The sequence below is a fragment of the Lysobacter sp. M15 genome (assembly GCF_022662515.1).
In the GTDB taxonomy this organism is placed as follows: Bacteria; Pseudomonadota; Gammaproteobacteria; order Xanthomonadales; family Xanthomonadaceae; genus JAKPBU01.
In genome coordinates this window covers 396,243-417,714 of the sequence record NZ_JAKPBV010000011.1, presented here as the reverse complement: position 1 = coordinate 417,714, position 21,472 = coordinate 396,243, and the positions used below count along the sequence as shown (strand labels likewise).

22 protein-coding genes, 4 tRNA genes and 2 other RNA genes are annotated in these 21,472 nt (G+C 67.3%); 19 read left to right on the top strand and 9 right to left on the bottom strand.

The features are described from left to right. The first annotated feature begins 164 nt into the window (after positions 1-164). From lon to MC380_RS10485, 5 genes are all read left to right on the top strand, one after another. Positions 165-2,630, top strand: a complete 2,466-nt coding sequence (gene lon, locus MC380_RS10505) for an endopeptidase La (RefSeq protein WP_242103336.1) — start codon at positions 165-167, stop codon at positions 2,628-2,630. Positions 2,631-2,757: 127 nt separating this feature from the next. After that, positions 2,758-2,832: transfer RNA gene (locus MC380_RS10500), tRNA-Val, on the top strand. Between the two features lie 243 nt (positions 2,833-3,075). After that, a tRNA-Asp gene (locus MC380_RS10495) sits at positions 3,076-3,152 on the top strand. Positions 3,153-3,316: 164 nt separating this feature from the next. Beyond that, complete coding sequence (locus tag MC380_RS10490) at positions 3,317-5,302, top strand: peptidyl-prolyl cis-trans isomerase (RefSeq protein ID WP_242103337.1); 1,986 nt, start codon at positions 3,317-3,319, stop codon at positions 5,300-5,302. 184 nt (positions 5,303-5,486) lie between these two features. Further along, a complete protein-coding gene (locus MC380_RS10485; RefSeq protein WP_242164634.1) occupies positions 5,487-5,957 on the top strand; it encodes a hypothetical protein in 471 nt (156 codons plus the stop codon). A 115-nt stretch (positions 5,958-6,072) separates the two neighbouring features. Here MC380_RS10485 and MC380_RS10480 read toward each other — a convergent pair whose 3' ends face one another. From MC380_RS10480 to gloB, 3 genes are read right to left on the bottom strand one after another with little or no spacing between them, the layout of a single operon-like run. Next, complete coding sequence (locus MC380_RS10480) at positions 6,073-6,867, bottom strand: enoyl-ACP reductase (RefSeq protein WP_242164632.1); 795 nt, start codon at positions 6,865-6,867, stop codon at positions 6,073-6,075. A gap of 59 nt (positions 6,868-6,926) precedes the next feature. Continuing rightward, positions 6,927-8,009, bottom strand: a complete 1,083-nt coding sequence (locus tag MC380_RS10475; protein WP_242103340.1) for a lytic transglycosylase domain-containing protein — start codon at positions 8,007-8,009, stop codon at positions 6,927-6,929. After that, positions 8,006-8,782 (bottom strand): hydroxyacylglutathione hydrolase, encoded by a 777-nt coding sequence (gene gloB / locus MC380_RS10470; RefSeq protein ID WP_242103341.1) that lies wholly within the window; start codon positions 8,780-8,782, stop codon positions 8,006-8,008. Before gloB ends, MC380_RS10475 begins: the two co-directional genes overlap by 4 nt. A gap of 47 nt (positions 8,783-8,829) precedes the next feature. On the opposite strand from gloB, the gene MC380_RS10465 reads away from it, so the two are divergent. The 3 genes from MC380_RS10465 to dnaQ all read left to right on the top strand — a co-directional run bounded on the left by MC380_RS10465 (position 8,830) and on the right by dnaQ (position 10,770). Beyond that, positions 8,830-9,492 (top strand): methyltransferase domain-containing protein, encoded by a 663-nt coding sequence (locus MC380_RS10465; protein ID WP_242164630.1) that lies wholly within the window; start codon positions 8,830-8,832, stop codon positions 9,490-9,492. 4 nt (positions 9,493-9,496) lie between these two features. Next, a complete protein-coding gene (gene rnhA, locus MC380_RS10460; RefSeq protein WP_242103343.1) occupies positions 9,497-9,949 on the top strand; it encodes a ribonuclease HI in 453 nt (150 codons plus the stop codon). A 95-nt stretch (positions 9,950-10,044) separates the two neighbouring features. Further along, positions 10,045-10,770: a DNA polymerase III subunit epsilon gene (gene dnaQ, locus MC380_RS10455; RefSeq protein ID WP_242164628.1), complete on the top strand. Its 726-nt coding sequence runs from the start codon at positions 10,045-10,047 to the stop codon at positions 10,768-10,770. Between the two features lie 66 nt (positions 10,771-10,836). Here the strand turns inward: dnaQ and MC380_RS10450 are convergent, their stop codons facing one another. After that, positions 10,837-11,541 (bottom strand): protein phosphatase 2C domain-containing protein, encoded by a 705-nt coding sequence (locus tag MC380_RS10450; protein ID WP_242103345.1) that lies wholly within the window; start codon positions 11,539-11,541, stop codon positions 10,837-10,839. 140 nt (positions 11,542-11,681) lie between these two features. Continuing rightward, positions 11,682-11,772: transfer RNA gene (locus MC380_RS10445), tRNA-Ser, on the bottom strand. A 128-nt stretch (positions 11,773-11,900) separates the two neighbouring features. On the opposite strand from MC380_RS10445, the gene MC380_RS10440 reads away from it, so the two are divergent. Continuing rightward, positions 11,901-12,308, top strand: a complete 408-nt coding sequence (locus tag MC380_RS10440; protein ID WP_242103346.1) for a DUF6165 family protein — start codon at positions 11,901-11,903, stop codon at positions 12,306-12,308. Positions 12,309-12,337: 29 nt separating this feature from the next. On the opposite strand, the gene MC380_RS10435 is transcribed toward MC380_RS10440, so the two are convergent. Beyond that, positions 12,338-13,393, bottom strand: coding sequence for a glycosyltransferase family 9 protein (locus MC380_RS10435; protein ID WP_242164626.1), 1,056 nt, complete (start codon positions 13,391-13,393; stop codon positions 12,338-12,340). 14 nt (positions 13,394-13,407) lie between these two features. Between MC380_RS10435 and MC380_RS10430 the strand changes: the two genes are divergently transcribed. The 6 genes from MC380_RS10430 to MC380_RS10405 are packed head-to-tail and all read left to right on the top strand — an operon-like array spanning position 13,408 to position 17,223. Next, positions 13,408-14,181 (top strand): 3-deoxy-D-manno-octulosonic acid kinase, encoded by a 774-nt coding sequence (locus MC380_RS10430; RefSeq protein ID WP_242103348.1) that lies wholly within the window; start codon positions 13,408-13,410, stop codon positions 14,179-14,181. Further along, positions 14,178-14,957, top strand: coding sequence for an MBL fold metallo-hydrolase (locus MC380_RS10425; protein WP_242103349.1), 780 nt, complete (start codon positions 14,178-14,180; stop codon positions 14,955-14,957). Before MC380_RS10430 ends, MC380_RS10425 begins: the two co-directional genes overlap by 4 nt. Next, positions 14,954-15,976 carry a GTP 3',8-cyclase MoaA gene (gene moaA, locus MC380_RS10420; protein WP_242103350.1) on the top strand — a complete coding sequence of 341 codons (1,023 nt, stop codon included), beginning with the start codon at positions 14,954-14,956 and terminating at the stop codon, positions 15,974-15,976. The genes MC380_RS10425 and moaA overlap by 4 nt, the downstream gene beginning before the upstream one ends. A 31-nt stretch (positions 15,977-16,007) precedes the next feature. Beyond that, complete coding sequence (moaC, locus tag MC380_RS10415; RefSeq protein WP_242103351.1) at positions 16,008-16,496, top strand: cyclic pyranopterin monophosphate synthase MoaC; 489 nt, start codon at positions 16,008-16,010, stop codon at positions 16,494-16,496. Continuing rightward, positions 16,493-16,735: a MoaD/ThiS family protein gene (locus tag MC380_RS10410; RefSeq protein ID WP_242103352.1), complete on the top strand. Its 243-nt coding sequence runs from the start codon at positions 16,493-16,495 to the stop codon at positions 16,733-16,735. The genes moaC and MC380_RS10410 overlap by 4 nt, the downstream gene beginning before the upstream one ends. Before the next feature lie 56 nt (positions 16,736-16,791). After that, a complete protein-coding gene (locus tag MC380_RS10405) occupies positions 16,792-17,223 on the top strand; it encodes a molybdenum cofactor biosynthesis protein MoaE (protein WP_242103353.1) in 432 nt (143 codons plus the stop codon). A gap of 201 nt (positions 17,224-17,424) precedes the next feature. On the opposite strand, the gene ffs (MC380_RS10400) is transcribed toward MC380_RS10405, so the two are convergent. From ffs (MC380_RS10400) to MC380_RS10390, 3 genes are all read right to left on the bottom strand, one after another. Next, an RNA gene (gene ffs, locus MC380_RS10400) (signal recognition particle sRNA small type) lies at positions 17,425-17,521 on the bottom strand. Between the two features lie 98 nt (positions 17,522-17,619). Next, positions 17,620-17,716: signal recognition particle sRNA small type (gene ffs, locus MC380_RS10395), an RNA gene on the bottom strand. Between the two features lie 202 nt (positions 17,717-17,918). Further along, a tRNA-Ser gene (locus MC380_RS10390) sits at positions 17,919-18,011 on the bottom strand. 196 nt (positions 18,012-18,207) lie between these two features. On the opposite strand from MC380_RS10390, the gene dnaX reads away from it, so the two are divergent. From dnaX to MC380_RS10370, 4 genes are all read left to right on the top strand, one after another. Further along, entirely contained in the window at positions 18,208-19,923 is a 1,716-nt protein-coding gene (gene dnaX, locus MC380_RS10385; RefSeq protein ID WP_242164624.1) for a DNA polymerase III subunit gamma/tau, read from the top strand. A gap of 28 nt (positions 19,924-19,951) precedes the next feature. After that, the gene (locus MC380_RS10380) at positions 19,952-20,272 is read left to right on the top strand and encodes a YbaB/EbfC family nucleoid-associated protein (RefSeq protein WP_242103355.1); all 321 of its coding nucleotides are present in this window, start codon (positions 19,952-19,954) and stop codon (positions 20,270-20,272) included. A 66-nt stretch (positions 20,273-20,338) separates the two neighbouring features. Beyond that, a complete protein-coding gene (gene recR / locus MC380_RS10375; protein WP_242103356.1) occupies positions 20,339-20,932 on the top strand; it encodes a recombination mediator RecR in 594 nt (197 codons plus the stop codon). 77 nt (positions 20,933-21,009) lie between these two features. Further along, positions 21,010-21,360 (top strand): histidine triad nucleotide-binding protein, encoded by a 351-nt coding sequence (locus MC380_RS10370; RefSeq protein ID WP_242103357.1) that lies wholly within the window; start codon positions 21,010-21,012, stop codon positions 21,358-21,360. Positions 21,361-21,472: the final 112 nt, after the last annotated feature.

Genomic DNA, 21,472 nt, shown 5'->3' with positions numbered 1-21,472 from the left:
TTTACGTAACCCCGGCTTTCGGCTCGAAGTCCGATAATCCCTCTGCCGCCCCATGCGCGGACCGCGGAACGGGCTGCGGCACGTCTCTTGCGTGCCCTAGACCGTGACCCCATAACCTGCCTCAGAAGGGACCGCCGTCCCCCCACCGTCAGACCGGAGCCGTCATGACTTCCGTTTCCGTAGAAACTACCCCGATGACCCTGCCGGTGCTGCCGCTGCGGGACGTGGTGGTGTTCCCGCACATGGTCATTCCGCTGTTCGTGGGCCGCGACAAGTCGATCAAGGCGCTGGACCTGGCGATGGAGGCCGACAAGCGGATCCTCCTGGTCGCGCAGAAATCGGCAGAAACCGACGATCCGGGCGCAGAAGAGCTGTACCAGATCGGCACCCTGGCGACGGTGCTGCAACTGCTCAAGCTGCCCGATGGCACGATCAAGGTGCTGGTCGAGGGCGTGGAACGCGTGCGCGTGTCGAACGTCGTGGAACATGCCGGCACGCTCAACGGCGATGCGGTCGTGATCGATTCCGCCCAGGCCCGCGACGACCGCGAAGTGGAGGCGGTGGCGCGTTCGCTGATGTCGCTGTTCGAACAGTACGTCAAGACCAACCGCAAGCTGCCCCCGGAACTGCTGCAGACCCTGTCCGGAATCGACGATCCTGGGCGCCTGGCCGATACGGTCGCCGCGCACTTGGGCGTGCGCCTGGCGGAGAAACAGAAGCTGCTGGAAACCCTGGACGTGGGCGACCGGCTGGAACTGCTGGTCGGTTTCGTCGACGGCGAGATCGACGTCCAGCAGATGGAGAAGCGCATCCGCGGCCGGGTCAAGTCGCAGATGGAGAAGTCGCAGCGCGAGTACTACCTCAACGAGCAGATGAAGGCGATCCAGAAGGAACTGGGCGAGATCGACGAGGCGCCCAACGACCTGGACGAACTCGCGCGCAAGATCGCCGAGGCCGGCATGCCCAAGCCTGTGGAAACCAAGGCGAAGAACGAGCTCAACAAGCTCAAGCAGATGTCGCCGATGTCGGCCGAGGCGGGCGTAGTGCGCAATTACCTCGACTGGCTGCTGGGCGTGCCGTGGAAGAAGCGCACCAAGGTGCGCAAGGACCTCAAGGCCGCGCAGGAAGTGCTCGACGCCGATCACTATGGCCTCGACAAGGTCAAGGAACGCATCCTCGAATATCTCGCCGTGCAGTCGCGGGTGAGCAAGATGAAGGGCGCGATCCTGTGCCTGGTCGGCCCGCCAGGGGTGGGCAAGACCTCGCTCGGCCAGTCGATCGCCAAGGCCACCAACCGCAAATTCGTGCGCATGAGCCTGGGCGGCGTGCGCGACGAGGCCGAGATCCGCGGCCATCGCCGCACCTATGTCGGTTCGATGCCCGGCCGGATCGTGCAGAACCTCAACAAGGTCGGCAGCCGCAACCCGCTGTTCGTGCTGGATGAGATCGACAAGATGTCGATGGACTTCCGCGGCGATCCCTCGGCGGCGCTGCTGGAAGTGCTCGACCCGGAGCAGAACAATGCGTTCAACGACCATTACCTGGAAGTCGACCTGGACCTGTCCGAAGTGATGTTCGTGGCCACGTCGAACTCCCTCAACATCCCCAGTCCGCTGCTGGACCGCATGGAAGTGATCCGGATCCCGGGCTATACGGAGGAAGAGAAGCTCAATATCGCGACACGTTACCTGGTGCCCAAGCAGCTCAAGGCCAATGGACTGCGCGAGGGTGAGCTGAAAATCGCCGAAAGCGCGGTCCGCGACATCGTGCGCTACTACACACGCGAGTCCGGTGTACGCAATCTCGAACGCGAAATCGCGCGCATCGCCCGCAAGGTGGTGAAGGAGATCGCGCTCAAGGGGCCGCAGCCGAAGGACAAGGTGGTCAGGACGGTCAACGTCACCTCCAAGAACCTCGACAAGTATCTGGGCGTGCAGCGCTTCGATTTTGGCCGTGCAGAAGCCGAGAACGAGGTCGGCCTGGTCACCGGCCTGGCCTGGACCGAAGTGGGCGGCGACCTGCTGCAGATCGAATCCACTCTCGTCCCGGGCAAGGGCCAGCTGATCCTGACTGGCCAGCTGGGCGATGTGATGAAGGAATCCGCATCGGCCGCGCTGTCGGTGGTGCGTGCGCGAACCGAGCGGCTGGGCATCGACCTGGACTTCCTGCAGAAGCTCGATGTGCACGTACACGTGCCGGACGGGGCCACGCCCAAGGACGGTCCGAGCGCCGGCGCCGCCATGACCACCGCGCTGGTCTCCACCTTGACCAAGATTCCGGTGCGCAGCGATGTGGCCATGACCGGAGAAATCACCCTGCGTGGCCGGATCACTGCGATCGGCGGGCTCAAGGAAAAGCTGCTGGCCGCGCTGCGTGGCGGGATCAAGACCGTGATCATCCCGGACGAAAACCGCAAGGACCTGGCCGACATTCCCAAGAACGTGACCTCGCAGATGCGGATCGTGCCGGTGAAGTGGATCGACGAAGTGCTCGATCTGGCACTGGAGCGGCCGCTGACCCCGAAGGTCGTCAGCGAGGGGCTGGAGGATGCCGTGCGCGAGGTGGAGCAGCCACCGGTGGATCAGTCCGTGGTCAAGCCGCCGGAGAAGCGGCCGGGCGCGCGCCACTAGGCTACTTGGATGGCCTGCGGCAACGCGCGCCGTCCATAGCGCGCTGCGTGCGCACGAGGCCCGGGTCAACCTCGACATGCTGGCCGTGCAGAAGCGGGCAGGCCCGGTCGCGATATCATTGCGCAGCGGGTGCTTAGCTCAGCGGTAGAGCGTCTCCCTTACAAGGAGAGGGTCGGGGGTTCGATCCCCTCAGCACCCACCATCGTGCAAGTCATGGATTCCTAGCGTGCGCGGTACCGAGGCCCGCTGCGGCGGGCCGGATTTTCGTCGCGACGGCGGCATCCACGCGGCGCCCTCAGCACCCACCATCGCGCAAGCTGCTCATTCAGCGTGCGCGATAACCCACGCGGCGCCCCGCCACGTAGCGCCAGGGCCGTTGAAGGGTTGGAATACAGAAGATGCTTGCGGCCGCGCCGACGCGTCTTGTATGATTTCGCGCTTTCGCGGAGCGGTAGTTCAGTCGGTTAGAATGCTGGCCTGTCACGCCGGAGGTCGCGGGTTCGAGTCCCGTCCGCTCCGCCAGTCGTTTCGTCGAACCCCTGCTCCGGCAGGGGTTTTGCGTTTCAGGGGGTGCGCCGACCCCAGAAAGTGCCGTGTCGCCCAACGTTCTCCCCGCGGGCGTCGGCCGCCCACGCGCTACACTGCGCCGCTTCGCTACGCCCCTCCAGCCCTTACCAGACCTCACCATGCTGCAGAAACTCCGCGAAAAGTCCTCCGGCTGGATCGCCACGGTCATTCTTGGCCTGTTGTGCGTGCCGTTCGCCTTCTTTGGCATGGAGCAGTACCTGTTCCAGCGCAATGCCAACTTCGCGGCCAAGATCGAAGCGCCGCCAACGTGGTGGCCTTCGGCCCCGGCGGTGTGGCCGGTGACGATGCTCTGGCAGCGCGCCGAAATCGACGCCGACGAATTCCGCACCGTGTACGAGCAGCAGCGCCAGCAGCAGCGGCAGGCGGAAGGCGAGGGATTCGATCCGCGCGCGTTCGAGAGCGCCGACAACAAGCGCCGCATCCTGGAAGGCCTGATCGACCGGCGTGTGATGCGCATGATGGCCGAACGCGACGGCGTGGTGATCGGCGACGGGCTGCTGCGCGAGACCATCCAGTCGGTGCCCGCGTTCCAGGTTGGCGGCAAGTTCGACCCGCAGACCTACCAGCTCGCGCTGAGTTCGCAGAACCAGAGCCCGCGCCAGTTCGAGCAGATCGTGCGCGACGACCTGCTGCAGACGGTGATCCCGCGCGGGATCGCCGATTCGGCGTTCGTGACCAAATCCGAAATGGACCGTCTGCTCAAGCTCATTGGCGAAACCCGCAGCGTCAGCTACGTGGCGATGTCAGGTCCTGCGCCCGACGACGCGCCGGTGCCCGACGCGGAAATCCAGCGCTGGTACCAGCAGCATGCCGCGCAGTACCGCGCGCCCGAGTCGGTGACCCTCGAGGTGCTGGATATCGACAGCAGCAAGCTGCCGCCTGCCGGCGCACCGAGCGAGGCGACGCTGCGCGAACGCTACGCCCAGGAGCAGGCCAAGTTCGGCACCGGCGAGCAACGCATGGTCTCGCACATCCTGGTAAAGCCGGCGGACGAATCTCCTGCCGCGCAGCAGGCTGCAGAAGCGAAAGCCAACGATCTGTCCCGGCAGGCGAAGGCGCCCGGTGCGGATTTCGCCGCGCTGGCCCGGGCGAACTCCGACGATGCCGGCTCCAAGACCGGCGGCGGGGATCTGGGATGGATCGAGAAGAACGGGCTCATGGCCAAGCCGTTCGAGGACGCGGTGTTCGCCATGCAGGCGGGCGAAGTGCGCGGTCCGGTGAAGACGGATTTCGGCTACCACGTCATCCAGGTGCGCGAGATCAAGCCCAGCCAGCAGAAGCCCTTCGAGGAAGTGCGCGAACAGCTGCTGGCCGAGCAGGCCGAGTCCGAGCGTGAGCGCGCCTTCAACGAACTGCTCGGCAAGCTGGTGGACGAGGTCTACAAGAATCCAACGACGCTGGCTGGCGCTGCGCGGCTGGGCAACCTGCAGGTGCAGACGGTCGGCCCGGTGACGCGCGTGCCGTCGGCGGCGAACGCGGTCAATCCGGTCCTGGCCAACCCCGCCGTGCTACGCGCGGCTTTTTCCGAAAGCCTGATCCAGGACGGGACCGCCAGCGATCCGATCGAAATCGCGCCCGGTCGCAGCGTATTGCTGCGGGTCAAGAGCCATACCCCCGAACGCACGCTTCCACTCGCGCAGGTGCGCGAGCGCGTGATTGCCGCCATCCGTGCCGATCGCGCTGCCAAGGCCGCGAGCGCCGCCGCCGATGCGTTGCTGGCGGAAGTGCGCGGCGGTCAGCCGCTGGCCGCCGCGGCCGCCAGCCGGCAGCTGGCCGTCACCGACTTGCCGGAACTGGCGCGCGGTCAGCCGGTGCCCGATCCGGCTGCGAACGAGGCGTTCTTCGCGGTGCCGCCGCCGTCCGCGGGCAAGCTGTCGGTCGGCAAGGTCCGCCTGCTCGACGGACGCATGGCGGTCTTCGCCGTGGACAAGGTGACCCCCGGTGATCCGTCCAAGGCGACGCCGGTGCAGCGCTCGCAACTGCAGGCGCAACTGGGGCAAATCGCAGGCGCCGAAGATGCGCAGGCGCTGGTTCGCGAACTTCGCCGGAAGATGACGATTACCGTGGCCGAAGACCGGCTCTGATCGTACGCTCCGACGCTGGTTTGACGCGAAAGGCCCGGCATCGCCGGGCCTTTCCTGTTGCACGTGTCATAAACAGAGACGGTACGCGCGGGCGAAAAGTGGCCCGGACGTTTTGACGATTTGTGGCTCTCGGTGCGGGCACCAGGCGCGGCTAACGTGACCTGAACCCCGAAGGAGTACCACGATGAAACGCACAATGCCCCGTTTCCTGTCGCTGTCAGCCGCACTCGTTACCGCGATGTTCGCAAGCACCACCGTCGCGGGCGAAACAGCCGATGCCGAAGGCTGCGCGCGCCAGTTCGAAGTGGCGCAGCGCGTGGACATGGAGTCGTTCCGCGACTACGACGCCGAGACGTTCCGGGCCGGACACGACGATCGCGCCGTATCGATCTTCGCCAGCGGAGCGGCGTTCTACGGCATCGAGGCCATCATGAAGGCGCTGGCTTCGCACTTCGCCACCCGCGAAGCGCAGTGGAGCTGGGTCGAAAAATATCGCGTGGTCGACGGCTGCAAGTCCGCCTACATTCTGTACGAAACGGTCTATGCGATCCCGCGCATCGGCTATCGTGCACGTGCGCTCACGGGCGTCGGTTATACCCACAAGGGCGATCACTGGCTCGCCGTCTCCGACCAAGGCACGGCGCTTCCTCCGTAATCCTTGTCGCGCCGGACCGTCGCACCCGTTTCTTCGATTCTGGGCCGGCCTGGCGGTCCGGCCCAGAGTCCCAAAATGTTGAGCGCACGTCGGGCGAAGCTCTGCTTGCCGCGTCTCAGGATTCGGCTTCGATTCCGGTCATGCCCAGGATGTTGTATCCGGCGTCGACGTAGGTCACCTCGCCGGTGACACCGGCGGCCAGGTCCGAACACAGGAACGCGGCGACGTTGCCGACGTCCTCGATCGTGACGGTGCGCCGCAGCGGTGCGTTTTCTTCGACGTGGCCGAGGATCTTGCGGAAGCCGGCGATGCCGGCCGCGGCGAGCGTTTTGATCGGACCGGCGGAAATCGCGTTGACGCGAATGCCTTCCGGGCCGAGGTTGTAGGCGAGATACCGCACCGTCGCCTCCAGGCTGGCCTTGGCCACGCCCATCACGTTGTAGCCGGCCAGCGCGCGTTCGGCGCCCAGGTAGGTCAGGGTCAGGATCGAACCATTACGTCCCTGCATCATGGGTCGCGCTGCCTTCGAGAGCGCCGCCAGCGAATAGGCGGAGATGTCGTGCGCCAGGGCGAAATTGCTGCGCGTCAGGCCGTCGAGGAACTGGCCGGCGATGGCCTCGCGCGGCGCGAAAGCGATGGCGTGCACCAGGATGTCGAAGCCGTCCCAGCGCTTGCCGAGTTCGGCGAAGCAGTTTTCGATCTGGGCGTCGTCCGCCACGTCCAGCGGCAGGACGATGTCGCTTCCGTACTCGGCCGCGGCTTTTTCCACGCGCGATTTGAGCTTGTCGTTCTGGTAGGTGAAGGCAAGCTCGGCGCCTTCGCGATGCATGGCTTCGGCGATGCCCGACGCGATGGAACGCTCGCTGGCGATACCGGTCACGAGCGCGCGCTTGCCCTGCAGGAAACCCATGGCCTCTTCCTCTGGATGGTCAGGTGGTTAGTGTGCCTGAAGGGATGCACTCGGCGCAGTCAATCGATCCTGAGCCTCATCCCCGGCTGCAGCACGCTGCGTTCGGTCAGCCCGTTGCGTTGCAACAGCTGCGCGATGCCGATCCGGTAGCGCTTGGCGATGCGGGAGGCCGATTCGCCGCGGCGCACCGTATGGGTCCGGGCACTGTCGGACGTGCTGGTGGACGACACGTCGAACACGATCTCGCCCTCCGGCCAGAATGCGCGTTCGGCCCGGCTGGCAGGCCGGCCCGGCCCCGGCGCCAGCACCTTGCGTCCATTGCCGACGCGACCGTTGGCGAACGCCGGGTTCATGCGTCGCAGCGCGGCCAGGTCGAATCCGTTGCGCGCCGCCCACGATTCCAGGGTCACACCCTCTGGTACGCTGATATCGGTGAGCAGGGGCACCTGGCGATCGATCGCCGCGCGCCATTGCGCGCGATCGTCGGCCTCGTCCAGCACGCACGAAAGCGCATGCAGCTTGCGTACGTAGGCACGGGTGATGTCAGGAATGCCGGTCAGGCGCTCCAGGTCCACGCTGCGCGCCTCCTGGCCGCTGCGACGCAGGGCGCCAAGGATGCGGTTCTCGCCGGCGTTATAGGCCATCACCGCCAGCCGCCAGTCGCCTGCAAACATCCCGTAGAGGGTCTTGAGGTAGCGCACCGCGGCCCGGGTGGAATCCACCGGCGAGAGGCGGCCGTCGTAGCCGTCCCGGATCGGCACCGCGTGCTTGCGCGCGGTCACCCCGATCATCTGCCACAGGCCCGCCGGGCCGCCCGGGCTTTTCGCGCCGGGCTTGTAGCCGCTTTCCACGAACGGGATGAGTGCGAATTCGGTCGGCAGGTCGGATTCGATCAATGCGTCGACTACGTAACCGAACAGCGGCATGACATCGCGGTCGCCATTTGCCATGTCGCGCGGCGCGTTGACGAAATGCTTGCGCCAGCGCGTGCTTGCGTCGGGTGCGCACTCGGGCTGGGCCAGATGGTCGCGAAACCTTGCGTAGATCTCGCTACCGCTGCGCGAGTCGTCTGCAGCACGCGCTGTACCGAGCGCCAGCAGCAGCCAAGCCAACCATGTCGCCCTGGTCAAGCCGCGACTCATGCGCGGAAGCCGTCCTTCCAGCGCCGCAGCTCGGCGAACACCTCGACCCGGTCCGTCGGCGCGTGACCCAGGCGACGGGCGATGCTGGCGCGGACGTCGGGCGCGTCCACGCGCAGGAAGGGGTTGGCGGCGCGCTCGTCGGCCAGCGTGCTGGGCAGGGTGGGAAGTCCTGCGCCGCGCTGCGCCTCTGCCTGCTGCGTCCGCCATTCCAGGGCCGGGTTGCCGGGTTCGCAGATGCGGGCGAAAGCGGCGTTGGCGAGCGTGTACTCGTGGCCGCAGCAGATCCTGGTCGAGTCGGGTAGGGATGCCAGGCGGTCCAGCGATGCCAGCATCTGCGTTGGCGTGCCTTCGAACATGCGGCCGCAGCCCAGACTGAACAGGGTATCGCCGCAGAACACCAGGTCCTCGTCCTCCGGCGCTGAGACGAAGGCGATGTGGCTGCGGGTGTGCCCCGGGATCGAAAGCACCCCGAAGCGCCGGCCGATCGCCTCGACGATGGCTCCGTCCCCCACGCGCTCGGTCGCGGTCGTGATCCGTTCGTCGTCCGGCGCCACGACCCGCAGGTCCGGCCAGGAGTGGAGCAATTCGCCGACTCCGCCCACATGGTCGGAATGGTGGTGGGTCAGCAGCACCACCTCCGGACGCAGGCCCTCGGCGGCGGCCTGCAGGACCGGGCCGGCTTCGCCCGGGTCCACCACCAGTGCCCGCCCATTCTCATGAGCCAGCGTCCAGATGTAGTTGTCGCTGAAGGCGGGTAGGGGCCGCAGACGCATCGCATCCTCGTCCGGACCCGCCAGCGGGCCCGATTAGAATGGCGACCATGCCCGCCCCGTCCCCTACCGGTCAACCCGACGCCGTCCTCGGCTGGTTCGGATCCCCGGCCGGCCGGACGCTGCTGGACAGCGAATCCGGGACCGTCGCCACGCTCCTTGCGGGCGGCCGCGGCCTGCCATGGCTATGGCTGGCACCGCAGGCTGAGGCGGCTGTCGACGCCAGCGGCCGTGGTCGCGGGCTGTGCCTGCAGGCGGCCGCCAATGGCTGGAGCGGCGATGTCCGCTGCGGCGCGTCGCTGCCGCTGGTGAGCGAGTCGATCGGCACGGTCGTGCTGCAGCACGTTCTGGGTCGCGGGGCCGAAGGACAGGCGCTGCTCGAGGAATGCTGCCGGATCCTGGTGCCCGGGGGGCGGGTCGGCCTGTTCGCGCTAAACCCCTTGGCGCCGTACCGGTGGCGCTGGCGAGGCACCGGCCTGCACGCGGCCGAGCCCCTGCTCTGGCGTCGGCGCCTGCGTGAGGCCGGCCTCGTGCCTGAGCCGCTCTCGCAGGGGCTGGGGCCGACCTGGCGCGAAACCGTCTCCGCAGACCCGCAGCAGGGCATCGGCCTGCGCGCGGCATACCTGCTCCGCGCCGAAAAGCGGACCCTGCCCCTGACCCCCGTCCGCCAGCGTCGCCGTGTGGCGGTGGCCAACGGCGTGCCTGCTACGTGAGTCCATGAAACGGATCGAACTGCATACCGACGGGGCCTGCCTCGGCAATCCCGGCCCCGGCGGCTGGGCCGCCCTGCTGCGCTATGGCGAGCGCGAGCGCGAGCTCGTCGGCGGCGAAGCCCTGACCACCAACAACCGCATGGAGCTCATGGCCGCGATCAGCGGGCTGGAAGTGCTCACCGAGGGCTGCGAGGTCACCCTGTTCACCGATTCCCAGTACGTACGCCAAGGGATCCTCGAGTGGATGCCCAACTGGGTGCGCCGCGGCTGGAAGACGGCTGCCGGCGACCCGGTCAAGAACCGCGACCTGTGGGAACGCCTGCATGCCGCCATCCAGCGCCATCGCATCGACTGGCGTTGGGTGAAGGGCCATTCGGGCGACCCGGACAACGAACGCGTCGATCTGCTGGCGCGTGCGGAAGCGACCCGGTTCAAGCTGGCGGGGATCGCCGGATGAGCCCGCGCGCCGTTGGCGGCCGCGCCCCGCGTGTCGAACCTGATGAGACATCCCTCCGTTAGCCTTACCCGGCCCCATCGAGCCCGAATGACCGCATGCGCCAGATCGTCCTAGACACCGAAACCACCGGCCTGGAATGGAAGAAGGGCAACCGGATCGTCGAGGTCGGCTGCGTGGAACTGATCGAACGACGCCCGACCGGCCGCACCTTCCACCGCTATTTCAACCCCGGACGCGAGTTCGAGCCCGGCGCCCAGGAAGTGACCGGGTTGACGCTCGAATTCCTGGCCGACAAGCCGCTGTTCGCCGACGTGGTGGACGAATTCCTCGAGTTCGTCACCGGGGCCGAACTGGTGATCCACAACGCCGCCTTCGACATCGGCTTCCTCGATGCGGAACTGGGACAGTGCGGCAGCCATTACGGCTGCATGCGCGACCGGGTCAGCGTGCTCGATTCGCTGGAGCTCGCGCGCCAGCGCTATCCCGGCCAGCGCAATTCGCTCGACGCGCTATGCCGCCGGCTGGGGGTCGACAACTCGCACCGGCAGCTGCACGGCGCCCTGCTCGACGCGCAGCTGCTTGCGGAGGCCTACCTGGCGCTGACCGCGGGACAGAGCGAGATCGGATTCGCCGCCGAGGCGATCGCCACCACCGCACAGTCCGTGGACATCGGCGTACCGCTCGTGTGCGGAATCCGCCCGCGGGTTCGTCCCAGCGAGGAGGAATTGGCAGCGCATGCGATCCGGATCGAGGCGATCCGGGCGAAGTCCGGGGTTTCGCTCTGGGACGAAGCCGGGCAGGCCGAAGAAATCGCGGCCTAAGCCAGTCCTATCTGGCCGACGTCGCTCGAGCCGGCGCGCGGCAACTCAGGCGCAGTCCCGGCCCGCTCAATGCCGGCGAACCAGCACGACGGTGACGTTGTCCGAGCCGCCGCCGTCCAGTGCCGCCGCGACCAGTTCGTCGACGCATTCCTGAGCGCTGCATTCGGTGTGCGAGAGAAGTTGCGAGATCGCCCGATCATCGACTTCCTCGGTCAGCCCGTCGCTGCACAACAGCAGTTGCATCCCCGGGACCAGCTCGCCCGACATGGTTTCCACATTGAGATTGTCCGGCTCGGTCACCCCCAGCGCCTGGGTCACCACGTTGCGATGCGGGTGGCTGCGCGCCTGGTCCACGCTGATGGTCCCCTGGCTGATCAGCTCCTGCACGTAGCTGTGATCCTGCGAAAGCTGGGCGAGCTTGCCGTCGTGCCACAGGTAGACGCGGCTGTCGCCGACCCAGGCCACCTCGAAACGGTTGCCCAGGATGCGCGCCGCCACGATCGTCGTCCCCATCGGCAACACGTCCTTGCGCTGGCGCGAGGCGCGGATGATTTCCTCGTCGGCGATCCGGATCGCCTGGGGCAGGGGCGTGCCCTGACGGATCTCACGCACGATGGTTTCGCGCGCCAGCGCGCTGGCGATCTCGCCGTATTCGTGGCCGCCCATGCCGTCGGCCACCAGCCACAACCCCAGTTCGCTGTCCCCGTAATAGGTATCTTCGTTGAGCTCGCGCCGCAGCCCCACGTGGGTCAGGTGTCCGAATTCGATCATGGATTGCATGATGGCCATGGGCGCCACAAGGAACCTGTCTGCGAGTGAAACGGATTACGTGAGGATATCCGGACGGCAGAACGTAAATTCCAACGGGCCTATGTCACAAAAAAACGCCCCGGCGGGGCGTTCTTCTTGTCTGGCGGAGAGGGGGGGATTCGAACCCCCGGTGCGCTATAAACGCACGCCTGATTTCGAGTCAGGTACATTCAACCACTCTGCCACCTCTCCGGTGGGTTCCCGCTGGTTTCGCATGCAAGTTTTGCGGGGGCCGCAATGATACGTGCCGGGGGCAGGCACGGACAAGGTCAGGGCCCGGCCGGCGCTACACTGCGCGTCCCGCAAGCCTGAGATCGCCCATGTCCGAAATCCTGGTTCCCGTCTCGTTCGGCGAGCTGCTGGACAAGATCGCGATCCTGCAGATCAAGTCCGAGCGCATCGGCGACGAGGCCAAGCTGGCCAACGTCCGCAAAGAGCTGTCGGCTCTGGAAAAGACCTGGATGGCGCATCCGGCCGCAGTCAAGGACATTGCTCGGCTGCGGCGCGAGCTGAAGGAGGTCAACGAGCGCCTGTGGGTGATCGAGGACGACATCCGGCTCAAGGAGAAGGCCCAGGCCTTCGACGACGAGTTCATCCAGCTGGCGCGCAGCGTCTACTTCGAGAACGACACCCGCGCACGGATCAAGAAGGACATCAACCTGGCCTTGGGATCGGCTTACGTCGAGGAAAAATCCTACCAGGACTATTCGGCCGGCACCCCGGGATAGCCGCGCGGCCGACCGGCCGGGCAGGGCAGTCAGGGGCCGAAGTCGGAGGCGCGCCGTTCGAATGCCTCGATCGCGTCCTGCACGGTCACCAGGTCCATCACGCCCGGGTACTCGATCTTTGCCCCCCATTTTAGTTCGCTCGCGGACTTGCCCATGAACCTGCGCGCGGCGTCGTCATAGCGGTTCACGCAGTAGCGCAGGTCCGAGTACGGCCCGCTGCGCTTGGGGTTGCTGGCCGCGTGCAGGCCCAGCACCTTGGCGCCCACGGCATTGGCGATGTGCATGGGCCCCGAATCTGGCGTCAGCACCAGGTCGCCGCGTTCGAGCAGCGCCGGGAGTTGTTCCAGCGTGTCCTTGCCGATCAGGTCGAGGATCGGCGCCTTCGCCGAGGCCAGGATGGCATTGCCCATATTGCGTTCGAACTCGCTGCGTCCGCCGCACAGCACGACGCGCCAGCCGCGGCTTGCGGCGTGCCCGGCGACCGCGGCGTAACGTTCGGGGCGCCAGTTGCGCAACGCGTGGCTGGAGCACGGCGAGATGAGCAAGGTCGGCGTGCCGTCCTGCGACCACTGCGCCTGCGCCCAGTCGCGTGCGGCCTGCGGCACCGGCAGGTCCCACACCACTTCGTTCTGCTTCAGCCCCAGCGGTTCGCAGAAGCTGCCGATGGCTTCGAGCACGTGCACGCCGGTGCGATCGGGAATCCGTTCGTTCACGAACAGCCCGTGCAGATCCTTCGAACGCGCACGGTCGTAGCCGATGCGCCGGTCGGCGGGAATGAAGGCCGACAGCAGGTTGGCGCGCGCGGCGACCTGCATCTGCATCAGTACTTCGAACCGGCGTCCCTGCAGGCCGCGGCGCAGTTCGCGCATACCCCGCACGCCGCTGCGTTTGTCGTATTCGACAAACTCGACCCCATCCAGCCCTGCCAGCAACCGGCGCTCGGCCCCGCCGATGAGCCAGGTGATCGGCAATTGCGGCCAGGCCGCGCGCAGCGTGCGTACCAGCGGCACGACGTGGGTCACGTCGCCCAGCGCCGAAAGGCGCAGCAGGCAGATCGACTCCGGCGGCGTGAGGTGGGTGGGCACGGTAGACTCATCCAATGGCCGAACTGGACGCCATCGAGAGCCTGACGACCTTGCGTCATGGCCGCGAAGGCCGCGGCCACGGCGATGCTGTGAACGGGGCCATTCTGTTCGACGGCACGCGCCTGCCGCAAGCGCGGCCGGAATGGTTCGCGCCCGGCTACTGGGGACCACGCGCGCAGCCGGTGCATGCAGGCGGCCGAGGCGGGGCCTGGTTCGTCGACGCGCCGTTCGGACCCGCCGTGCTGCGCCTTTACCTGCGCGGCGGCTTGGCGGCGCGGCTCAGCCGCGACTGCTACCTGTGGCACGGCGAGGCGCGGGTGCGCAGCTTCGCCGAGTTCCGGCTGACCCAGAAGCTGCGTGGGCTCGGCCTGCCCGTGGCGCAACCGATCGCCGCGCACTACGAGCGCGAAGGCGCCTTCTATCGCGCGGCGATCCTGATCGAACGACTGCCGGACGTGCGTACCTTCGCCCAATGGGTCGACGCAGCAGGCAGCGAGGCGCCCTGGGAAGAAACCGGACGCCTGATCGCGCGATTCCATCATGCCGGGCTGGATCATGCGGACCTCAATGCGGACAACCTGCTGTTCGCCGCGCCGGATCGCGGCTGGATGATCGATTTCGACCGTGGACGCCTGCGCGGAACGGGCGGGAGCTGGCGGCGGAACAACCTGGCACGGCTGCTGCGTTCGCTGCACAAGCTGCGCGGCATGCGCAGCCACTCCGAGGTGGACGCCGATTTCGCGCGATTGCGCCGCGCTTACGACGCGGCGATGGAGGCGGATGCGTGAACAATCCCGTCGCCGGCCGCTGGACCCTGCGTTTCCACGGTGTCGGCAACGCCGCTGCGGCGGCCACGCTCGGCTCGGCGATGGCCACCATCGAGCGCGACGGCGAGCCCTGGCTGACCATCGACTGCGGAGCCGAAGGCCTGGAGGCCTTCATCGCCCACTACGGACACGCACCGCGTGCGCTGTTCGTCACGCATACGCATTTCGACCATATCGGCGGGTTCGAGCGCCTGTTTTCCATTGCCTACTTCGACGCAGAGCTGCGCGGCCGCACGCGCGTCTACGTGCCGGCGAGCGTGCTGCCGTTGCTGCACCAGCGCATCGGCGACTATCCCAACGTGGCGGCCGAAGGCGGCGCGAACTTCTGGGACGCCTTCCAGCTGATCGCGATCGGAGCAAATTTCTGGCATGACGGCATGCGCCTGGAGACGTTCGAGGTGCGGCATCACTGGCCCGGGACCGCGTTCGGACTGCGCCTGCCCGGCAGCGTGGTCTGGACCGGTGATACCCGGCCAATCCCGGAAAAGCTGAAGTTCGTCGCCGACGCAGGCGAACTCATTGCGCACGATTGCGCGCTGCACGGCAATCCCTCGCACAGTGGCATCGACGACCTGGAACGCGAGTATCCGCCCGAACTGCTCGATCGCTGCCTGCTGTACCACTACGCCTCCGAGGACGATGGTGAGGCGCTGGCGCGGCGCGGCTATCGCATCGCCCGGCAGGGAGATGCCTTCGCACTGGCTTCGCCGACGGCGTCGCAGGCTACGCAGGCATGAACGCCATCCTGCAACCGCTCTCGCTGCCTGCCGATCGCCTGGGGCGACCCCTGCGCGACCTGCGTCTGTCGGTGATCGAAGCGTGCAATTTCCGCTGCCCGTACTGCATGCCTGCCGATCGGGTACCCGACGATCATGGCTTCGACAGCGCTTCGCGGCTGTCGTTCGACGAGATCGAAACCCTCGTTCGCGGCTTCGCGCGGCTGGGCGTGAGCAAGCTGCGCCTCACCGGAGGCGAACCGTTGCTGCGCAAGCGGCTCCCCGAGCTGGTCGCTCGGCTGGCGCGGATTCCCGGCATCGACGACCTAGCGCTGACCACCAACGGATCGCTGCTCGGACCGCAGGCGCGGGCGCTGCGCGAGGCGGGATTGCATCGGCTCACCGTCAGCCTGGATGCGCTGGATCCGGCCCTGTTCGGCGCGCTGTCTGGAGGCCGCGGAAACCTGCAGTCGGTGCTGGATGGGATCGAATCCGCACGCGCCGCCGGGTTCGGTCCGATCAAGCTCAATTGCGTGGTGCAGCGTGGCGTCAACGAGACCCAGGTATTGCCGTTGGTCGAATTCGCACGCGACAACGGCTATGTGGCGCGCTTCATCGAGTACATGGACGTGGGAACCTGCAACGGCTGGGATCCCGCCCGGGTCGTGGCCTCGGCCGAGCTGCGCGACCGGATCGCGGCGCGCTGGCCGCTGCGGCCGCTGGATCCGAGCTACCGCGGCGAAGTCGCCTCGCGATACGGCTTCGCCGATGGCGCCGGCGAAGTCGGGTTCGTCAGCTCCGTGAGCGCGCCGTTCTGCGGCGACTGTCATCGGGCCCGCGTGTCTGCCGACGGCAGGCTGTATACCTGCCTGTTTGCCGGCGATGGCCACGACTTGCGCGCGGCATTGCGCCAGGGACAGGATGCATTGGCCGAGCGGGTGGCCGGCCTGTGGTCAGGCAGGGCCGACAGGTACAGCGAACAGCGCATGCATCGCGGTCCGTCGGGGCGGCATGTCGAGATGTTCCTGATCGGCGGCTAACATGCCCGCGCCCCGGCTGAAGCGAAGACCCATGAAGCGCGCATCGAAACTCACCCATCTCGATCCGCGGGGTTTTCCGGCGATGGTCGATGTCTCCGCGAAAGCGACCACTGCGCGCGAAGCGACCGCCGAATGCCGGGTGCGGTTTCCCGGCGCCGTCGCCAAAGAGCTACGCGCGGCGGGACTGAAGTCGAAGAAGGGCGGGATCGTTGAGACCGCCATCATCGCCGGTACGCTGGCCGTGAAGCGCACGCACGAACTGATTCCGTTCTGCCACCCGCTGCCGATTGATGGATGCGCCATCGCGATCGACTGGCACGATGCCAACGCATTGCGCATCGAATGCACGGTGCGCACGACCCATCGGACGGGCGTGGAGATGGAAGCGCTGACCGGCGCCACGGTCGCCGCGCTGACGGTGTACGACATGGCCAAGGCGCTGTCGCACGCGATCGTGATCGGTCCGGCGAAACTGGTCTCCAAGCGCGGCGGCAAGCGCGATGTGGGGACGGCGCGATGACACGCCTGAACCTGCTCTACTTTGCCGCCCTGCGCGATGCCGCGGGGGTCGCGATGGAAAGCGTGGACAGCGAGGCGCCGACGCTGCGCGCGCTTTACGAGGAAGCCCAGGTACGGCATCAGCTGCCGTTCCCGTCCCGGCAACTGCGGGTCGCGGTGGATGATGCGTTCGCGGACTGGAACGATGTGCCGCGCGAGGGCAGCGAGGTGGCATTCATCCCGCCCGTCAGTGGCGGATGAACGCGCGTCCCGGGCTGCGGCTATCGCGCTCGGTGGACGTCTGAGACCATAGCCGCATGGACCGGTTTTTCCTTTCGCACCACCCCATCGAAGTGGACGCCCTGCGCGCAACGCTCGGATCGGCCCACGCCGGGGCCTTCGCCAGCTTCGAAGGCTGGGTTCGCGATCACAATGAAGGTCGGCCGGTAGCCGGACTGCGCTATGAGGCGCATGCACGACTGGCCCAGGCCGAAGGCGCAAAGATCCTCGAGGAAGCGTTGCGGACGTTCGCCATCGTAGATGCGCGCTGCGTGCATCGCCTCGGGGATCTCGGCATCGGCGACCTCGCGGTTTGGGTGGGCGTCTCGGCCGCGCATCGCGACGCCGCGTTCGGCGCGTGCCGGTGGATCATCGACACCGTGAAGGCGCGGGTGCCGATCTGGAAGCATGAGCGGTACATGGAAGGAGACGCGGAATGGTTGCATCCGGACGCTGGCGACATCGGTTGATTTTCGGTGCGTAGGCCGAGATCGCGATTTCCGGCTGCCGCGCCGCGAGTGTGCCTTCCGGCCCTGGCGGGGTTTTCGATCTGGCGTCGCGAGGGGCCGACGGGTGCCGCGCCACGGCCGCACCGCGCACGCGATCAAGCTGCAACGCGTCGCAACGCGGGATAACACCGCGCCAACGTTCCCAGATCCAGAAAGGAGGCGACCCCGCCGGCTTGCCTCGGCACCCGCATCAATCGATACCGTTGCTGCCTTCCGGCCCTGGCGGGGTTTTCGATCTAGCGTCGCGAGGGGCCGACGGGTGCCGCGCCACGGCCGCACCGCGCACGCGATCAAGCTGCAACGCGTCGCAACGCGGGATAACACCGCGCCAACGTTCCCAGATCCAGAAAGGAGGCGACCCCGCCGGCTTGCCTCGGCACCCGCATCAATCGATACCGTTGCTGCCTTCCGGCCCTGGCGGGGTTTTCGATCTAGCGTCGCGAGGGGCCGACGGGGCCACCATAGACGTTGCGTCAGCTCGCGACGCTCAAACTGGCGGAGAGAGGGGGATTCACTCGGCGCTACGCGCCTCGCCCTGCGGGCGGCTTCGCCGTGCAGACGGCTGCGCCGTCTGTCGAACCCGTGGGGGTTCTCACCCCCTCTCCAACGCCGCCGGCGAAACTCACGCGGCTTGGACCTTCGCTACACCTACAAACTGGCGGAGAGAGGGGGATTCGAACCCCCGAAGCGCGGTTTAGACGCTTACACACTTTCCAGGCGTGCTCCTTCAACCACTCGGACACCTCTCCGCTGGACCCTCGCCGGCGTTCGGGCCGCTTTTGGGGCGGCAATTCTAGCCCCCAGGCATCGCCCGAACAAGGTAAACGATGGCGACGGCAGGAGTGGGCGCCGGCGTGGTGGGTGCAGCCGCCGTTTATGGGCGTAGTGGGCACGCCGGATGCTGGTCGCGTCCCTTTTTCGCCCGCGGCGCGGCAGAATGACGCCATGTCCTACCTCGTCCTCGCCCGCAAGTGGCGGCCCAAACGTTTTGCCGAGCTGGTCGGGCAGGAGCATGTGGTGCGGGCGCTCACCAATGCGCTCGAATCCGGCCGCGTGCATCACGCTTTCCTGTTCACCGGCACGCGCGGCGTGGGCAAGACCACGATCGCACGGATCTTCGCCAAGAGCCTGAACTGCGAACAGGGCACCTCGGCCGAGCCCTGCGGCGAGTGCGCCACCTGCCAGGCCATCGACGCCGGGCGATTCATCGACCTGCTGGAGATCGACGCCGCGTCGAACACCGGCGTGGACGACGTGCGCGAGCTGATCGAGAATGCGCAGTACATGCCTTCGCGCGGGCGGGTGAAGGTGTACCTGATCGACGAAGTGCACATGCTGTCGAAGAGCGCGTTCAACGCGCTGCTCAAGACGCTCGAGGAGCCGCCGGGACACGTCAAATTCCTGCTCGCCACCACCGACCCGCAGAAGCTGCCGGTGACGGTGCTTTCGCGTTGCCTGCAGTTCAACCTCAAGCGGCTCGACGAGCAGCAGATCGCCGGTCAGATCCGGATGATCCTGCAGGCCGAAGACATTGCCGCGGACGATGCCGCGATCCGGCAGCTGGCCAAGGCGGCGGACGGCAGCCTCCGCGACGGCCTGTCGCTGCTCGACCAGGCGATCGCCTACACCGGCGGCACGCTTTCCGACGCGGCGGTCACAACCATGCTGGGCACCGTCGACCGCACACGCGTGGGGGCGCTGCTCGATGCGCTGGGCGAGGGCGACGGCCAGCGGCTGCTGAAAGAAGTGGAGCAGCTCGCCGAATTCTCGCCCGACTGGGGCAGCGTGCTGGATGCCCTGGCCGAGGCCCTGCACCGGATCCAGGTCAAGCAGCTGGTGCCTGGCGTTGAACTCGAAGGCGATGGCATCGATGTCGATGCGCTGGCGGCGAAGCTGCGGCCCGAGCTGGTGCAGCTGTGGTACCAGATCGCGCTGAACGGACGCCGCGACCTGCCGCTGGCGCCCAGCCCGCGCGCCGGCTTCGAAATGAATATGCTGCGGATGCTGGCTTTCCGTCCCGAGGCGATCGGGGTGCAGGCGCAGCCGCAGACCACGCCCGCAACAGCGACGATGCCCCGCAACGCTTCGGCGGCCGAGGCTGCTCGGGCGGCGCTGTCAAAGAACCCTGCGCCGGTCGCACAGGCAGCAGCGCAAGCTCCGGCGCCGGCCCGCGTGGAATCGCCGGCCACCCGTCCCGCGCCCGCCGCTATTCCACCGCCGCCCGACGTCGCCGCAGCGGCGATCGCCCCATCGGGTAGTGCGGCAACCACGATCCCCATCGACGCCGAGCGCTGGCTGGAGCTGGTGGCCAACAGTGGCTTGCGCGGCCCGACCCGCGAGCTCGCCGCACATTCGAGCTTCGTGGCCTACGAAGCCGGCGTATTGCGGCTCGCATTGCCAGCGGCGGATGAACACCTGAAAGGGCCGGCACTGGTGAAGCTGCTCGCCGATGCGCTGGCCCCGCAACTCGGCGTCGCCCCGCAGATCCGGTTCGAAGCGGGAGCGGCGAGCGGCGAAACCCTGCACGTGCGCAAGGAACGTGAGCGCGATGCGCGGCAGGCCTCGGCCGAGGAGGCGTTCATGAGCGACCCGGACGTGCAGCGCCTGATCCAGCGCGGAGCGCGGGTCGTGCCCGACTCGATCCGGCCCGTCGACGACTAACCCAGAACACCGAACAGGACCGCAGACCATGCGTGGAAACATCGCCCAGTTGATGCAGCAGGCGCAGAAGATGCAGGAAAACCTGCAGCGTGCGCAGGAAGAAATCGCCACCATCGAGGCCACCGGAAGCGCCGGCGGCGGCATGGTCAATGTGACCCTGAGCGGGCGCAAGGAATGCCGCAAGGTGCGCATCGACCCTTCCATGCTTTCCGACCAGGAAATGCTGGAAGACCTGATCGCCGCCGCGTTCAACGACGCCGCGAACAAGATAGACGCCGAAAGCCAGGCGAAGATGGGCGCGGCGACGGCCGGCATGCAGCTGCCGCCCGGAATGAAGATGCCGTTCTGACGCGGACGGGCCCCGGCCCGCCCGCTGCCACCCGCGCGATGCGATGGCGGGTCGAACCCGCCCCACATGAGCACACTCCTCGAACAACTGATCGAAGCCCTGCGCGTGCTGCCCGGGGTGGGCCCCAAATCGGCGCAGCGAATGGCCTACCACGTGCTCGAGCGCGAGCGCGAAGGCGGTCGCCGCCTGTCCGAGGCGCTCGCGGCCGCGGTCGAGCGGATCGGCCACTGTCGGCGCTGCCGTGATTTCAGCGAAACCGAGCAGTGCGCCATCTGCGCGAGCTCCAGCCGCGACGCGCACCTGCTGTGCACAGTGGAATCGCCGGCCGACCGCATGGCGATCGAGCAGGCGACCGGCTACCGCGGGCTGTATTTCGTGCTGCAGGGCCGCCTGAGTCCGCTCGATGGCATCGGGCCGCGCGAACTCGGACTCGATCGCCTGTCCGAGCGCCTGTCCGAAGGCGAGGTGCAGGAGCTGATCATCGCCACCAATCCGACCGTGGAGGGCGAGGCGACGGCGCACTACCTGGCGCAGCTGGCACGCAAGCATGGCGTGCGTCCGAGTCGGCTGGCGCACGGATTGCCGCTGGGTGGAGAACTGGAGTACGTCGACCGCGGAACCCTGTCGCACGCCTTCGGCAGCCGCAACGAGATGCCGTAGGGCTCCGTCGGTGCCTGGCGCGCTGTCGCGCCGAAGCGGCGCTCCTACAATGGAGGCTCGCCGAACGAGGCCAGGCCATGCCCGACACCATCTTCCACAAGATCATCGCCGGCGACATCCCGGCGGACATCGTCTACGACGACGAGCACCTGATCGCGTTCCGCGACATCGCTCCGCAGGCGCCGGTGCACGTGCTGTTCGTGCCGAAGGTCGACATCGCCACGCTCAACGATGTTGAGCCGTCGCAGGCGGAGATCGTCGGACGCCTCGTGTTGGCGGCTGCGCGCTACGCCAGGGAGCAGGGCTTCGACGAAGCGGGCTACCGCGTGGTCATGAATTGCAATGGCGACGGCGGCCAGACCGTGTTCCAGATCCATCTGCACCTGCTCGCCGGCGCCCCACTCGGCCGCTTCGGGGTGCCGAAGTAGGTCGGGGCCGGGTCCCCGACGCAGCCCGTCGGTACCGGAAGTAGGTCGGGGCTACGCCACCGACGCACGCCTTCACCTACCTAAAGTGGACCAGGCGTCACGCCCGATGCGC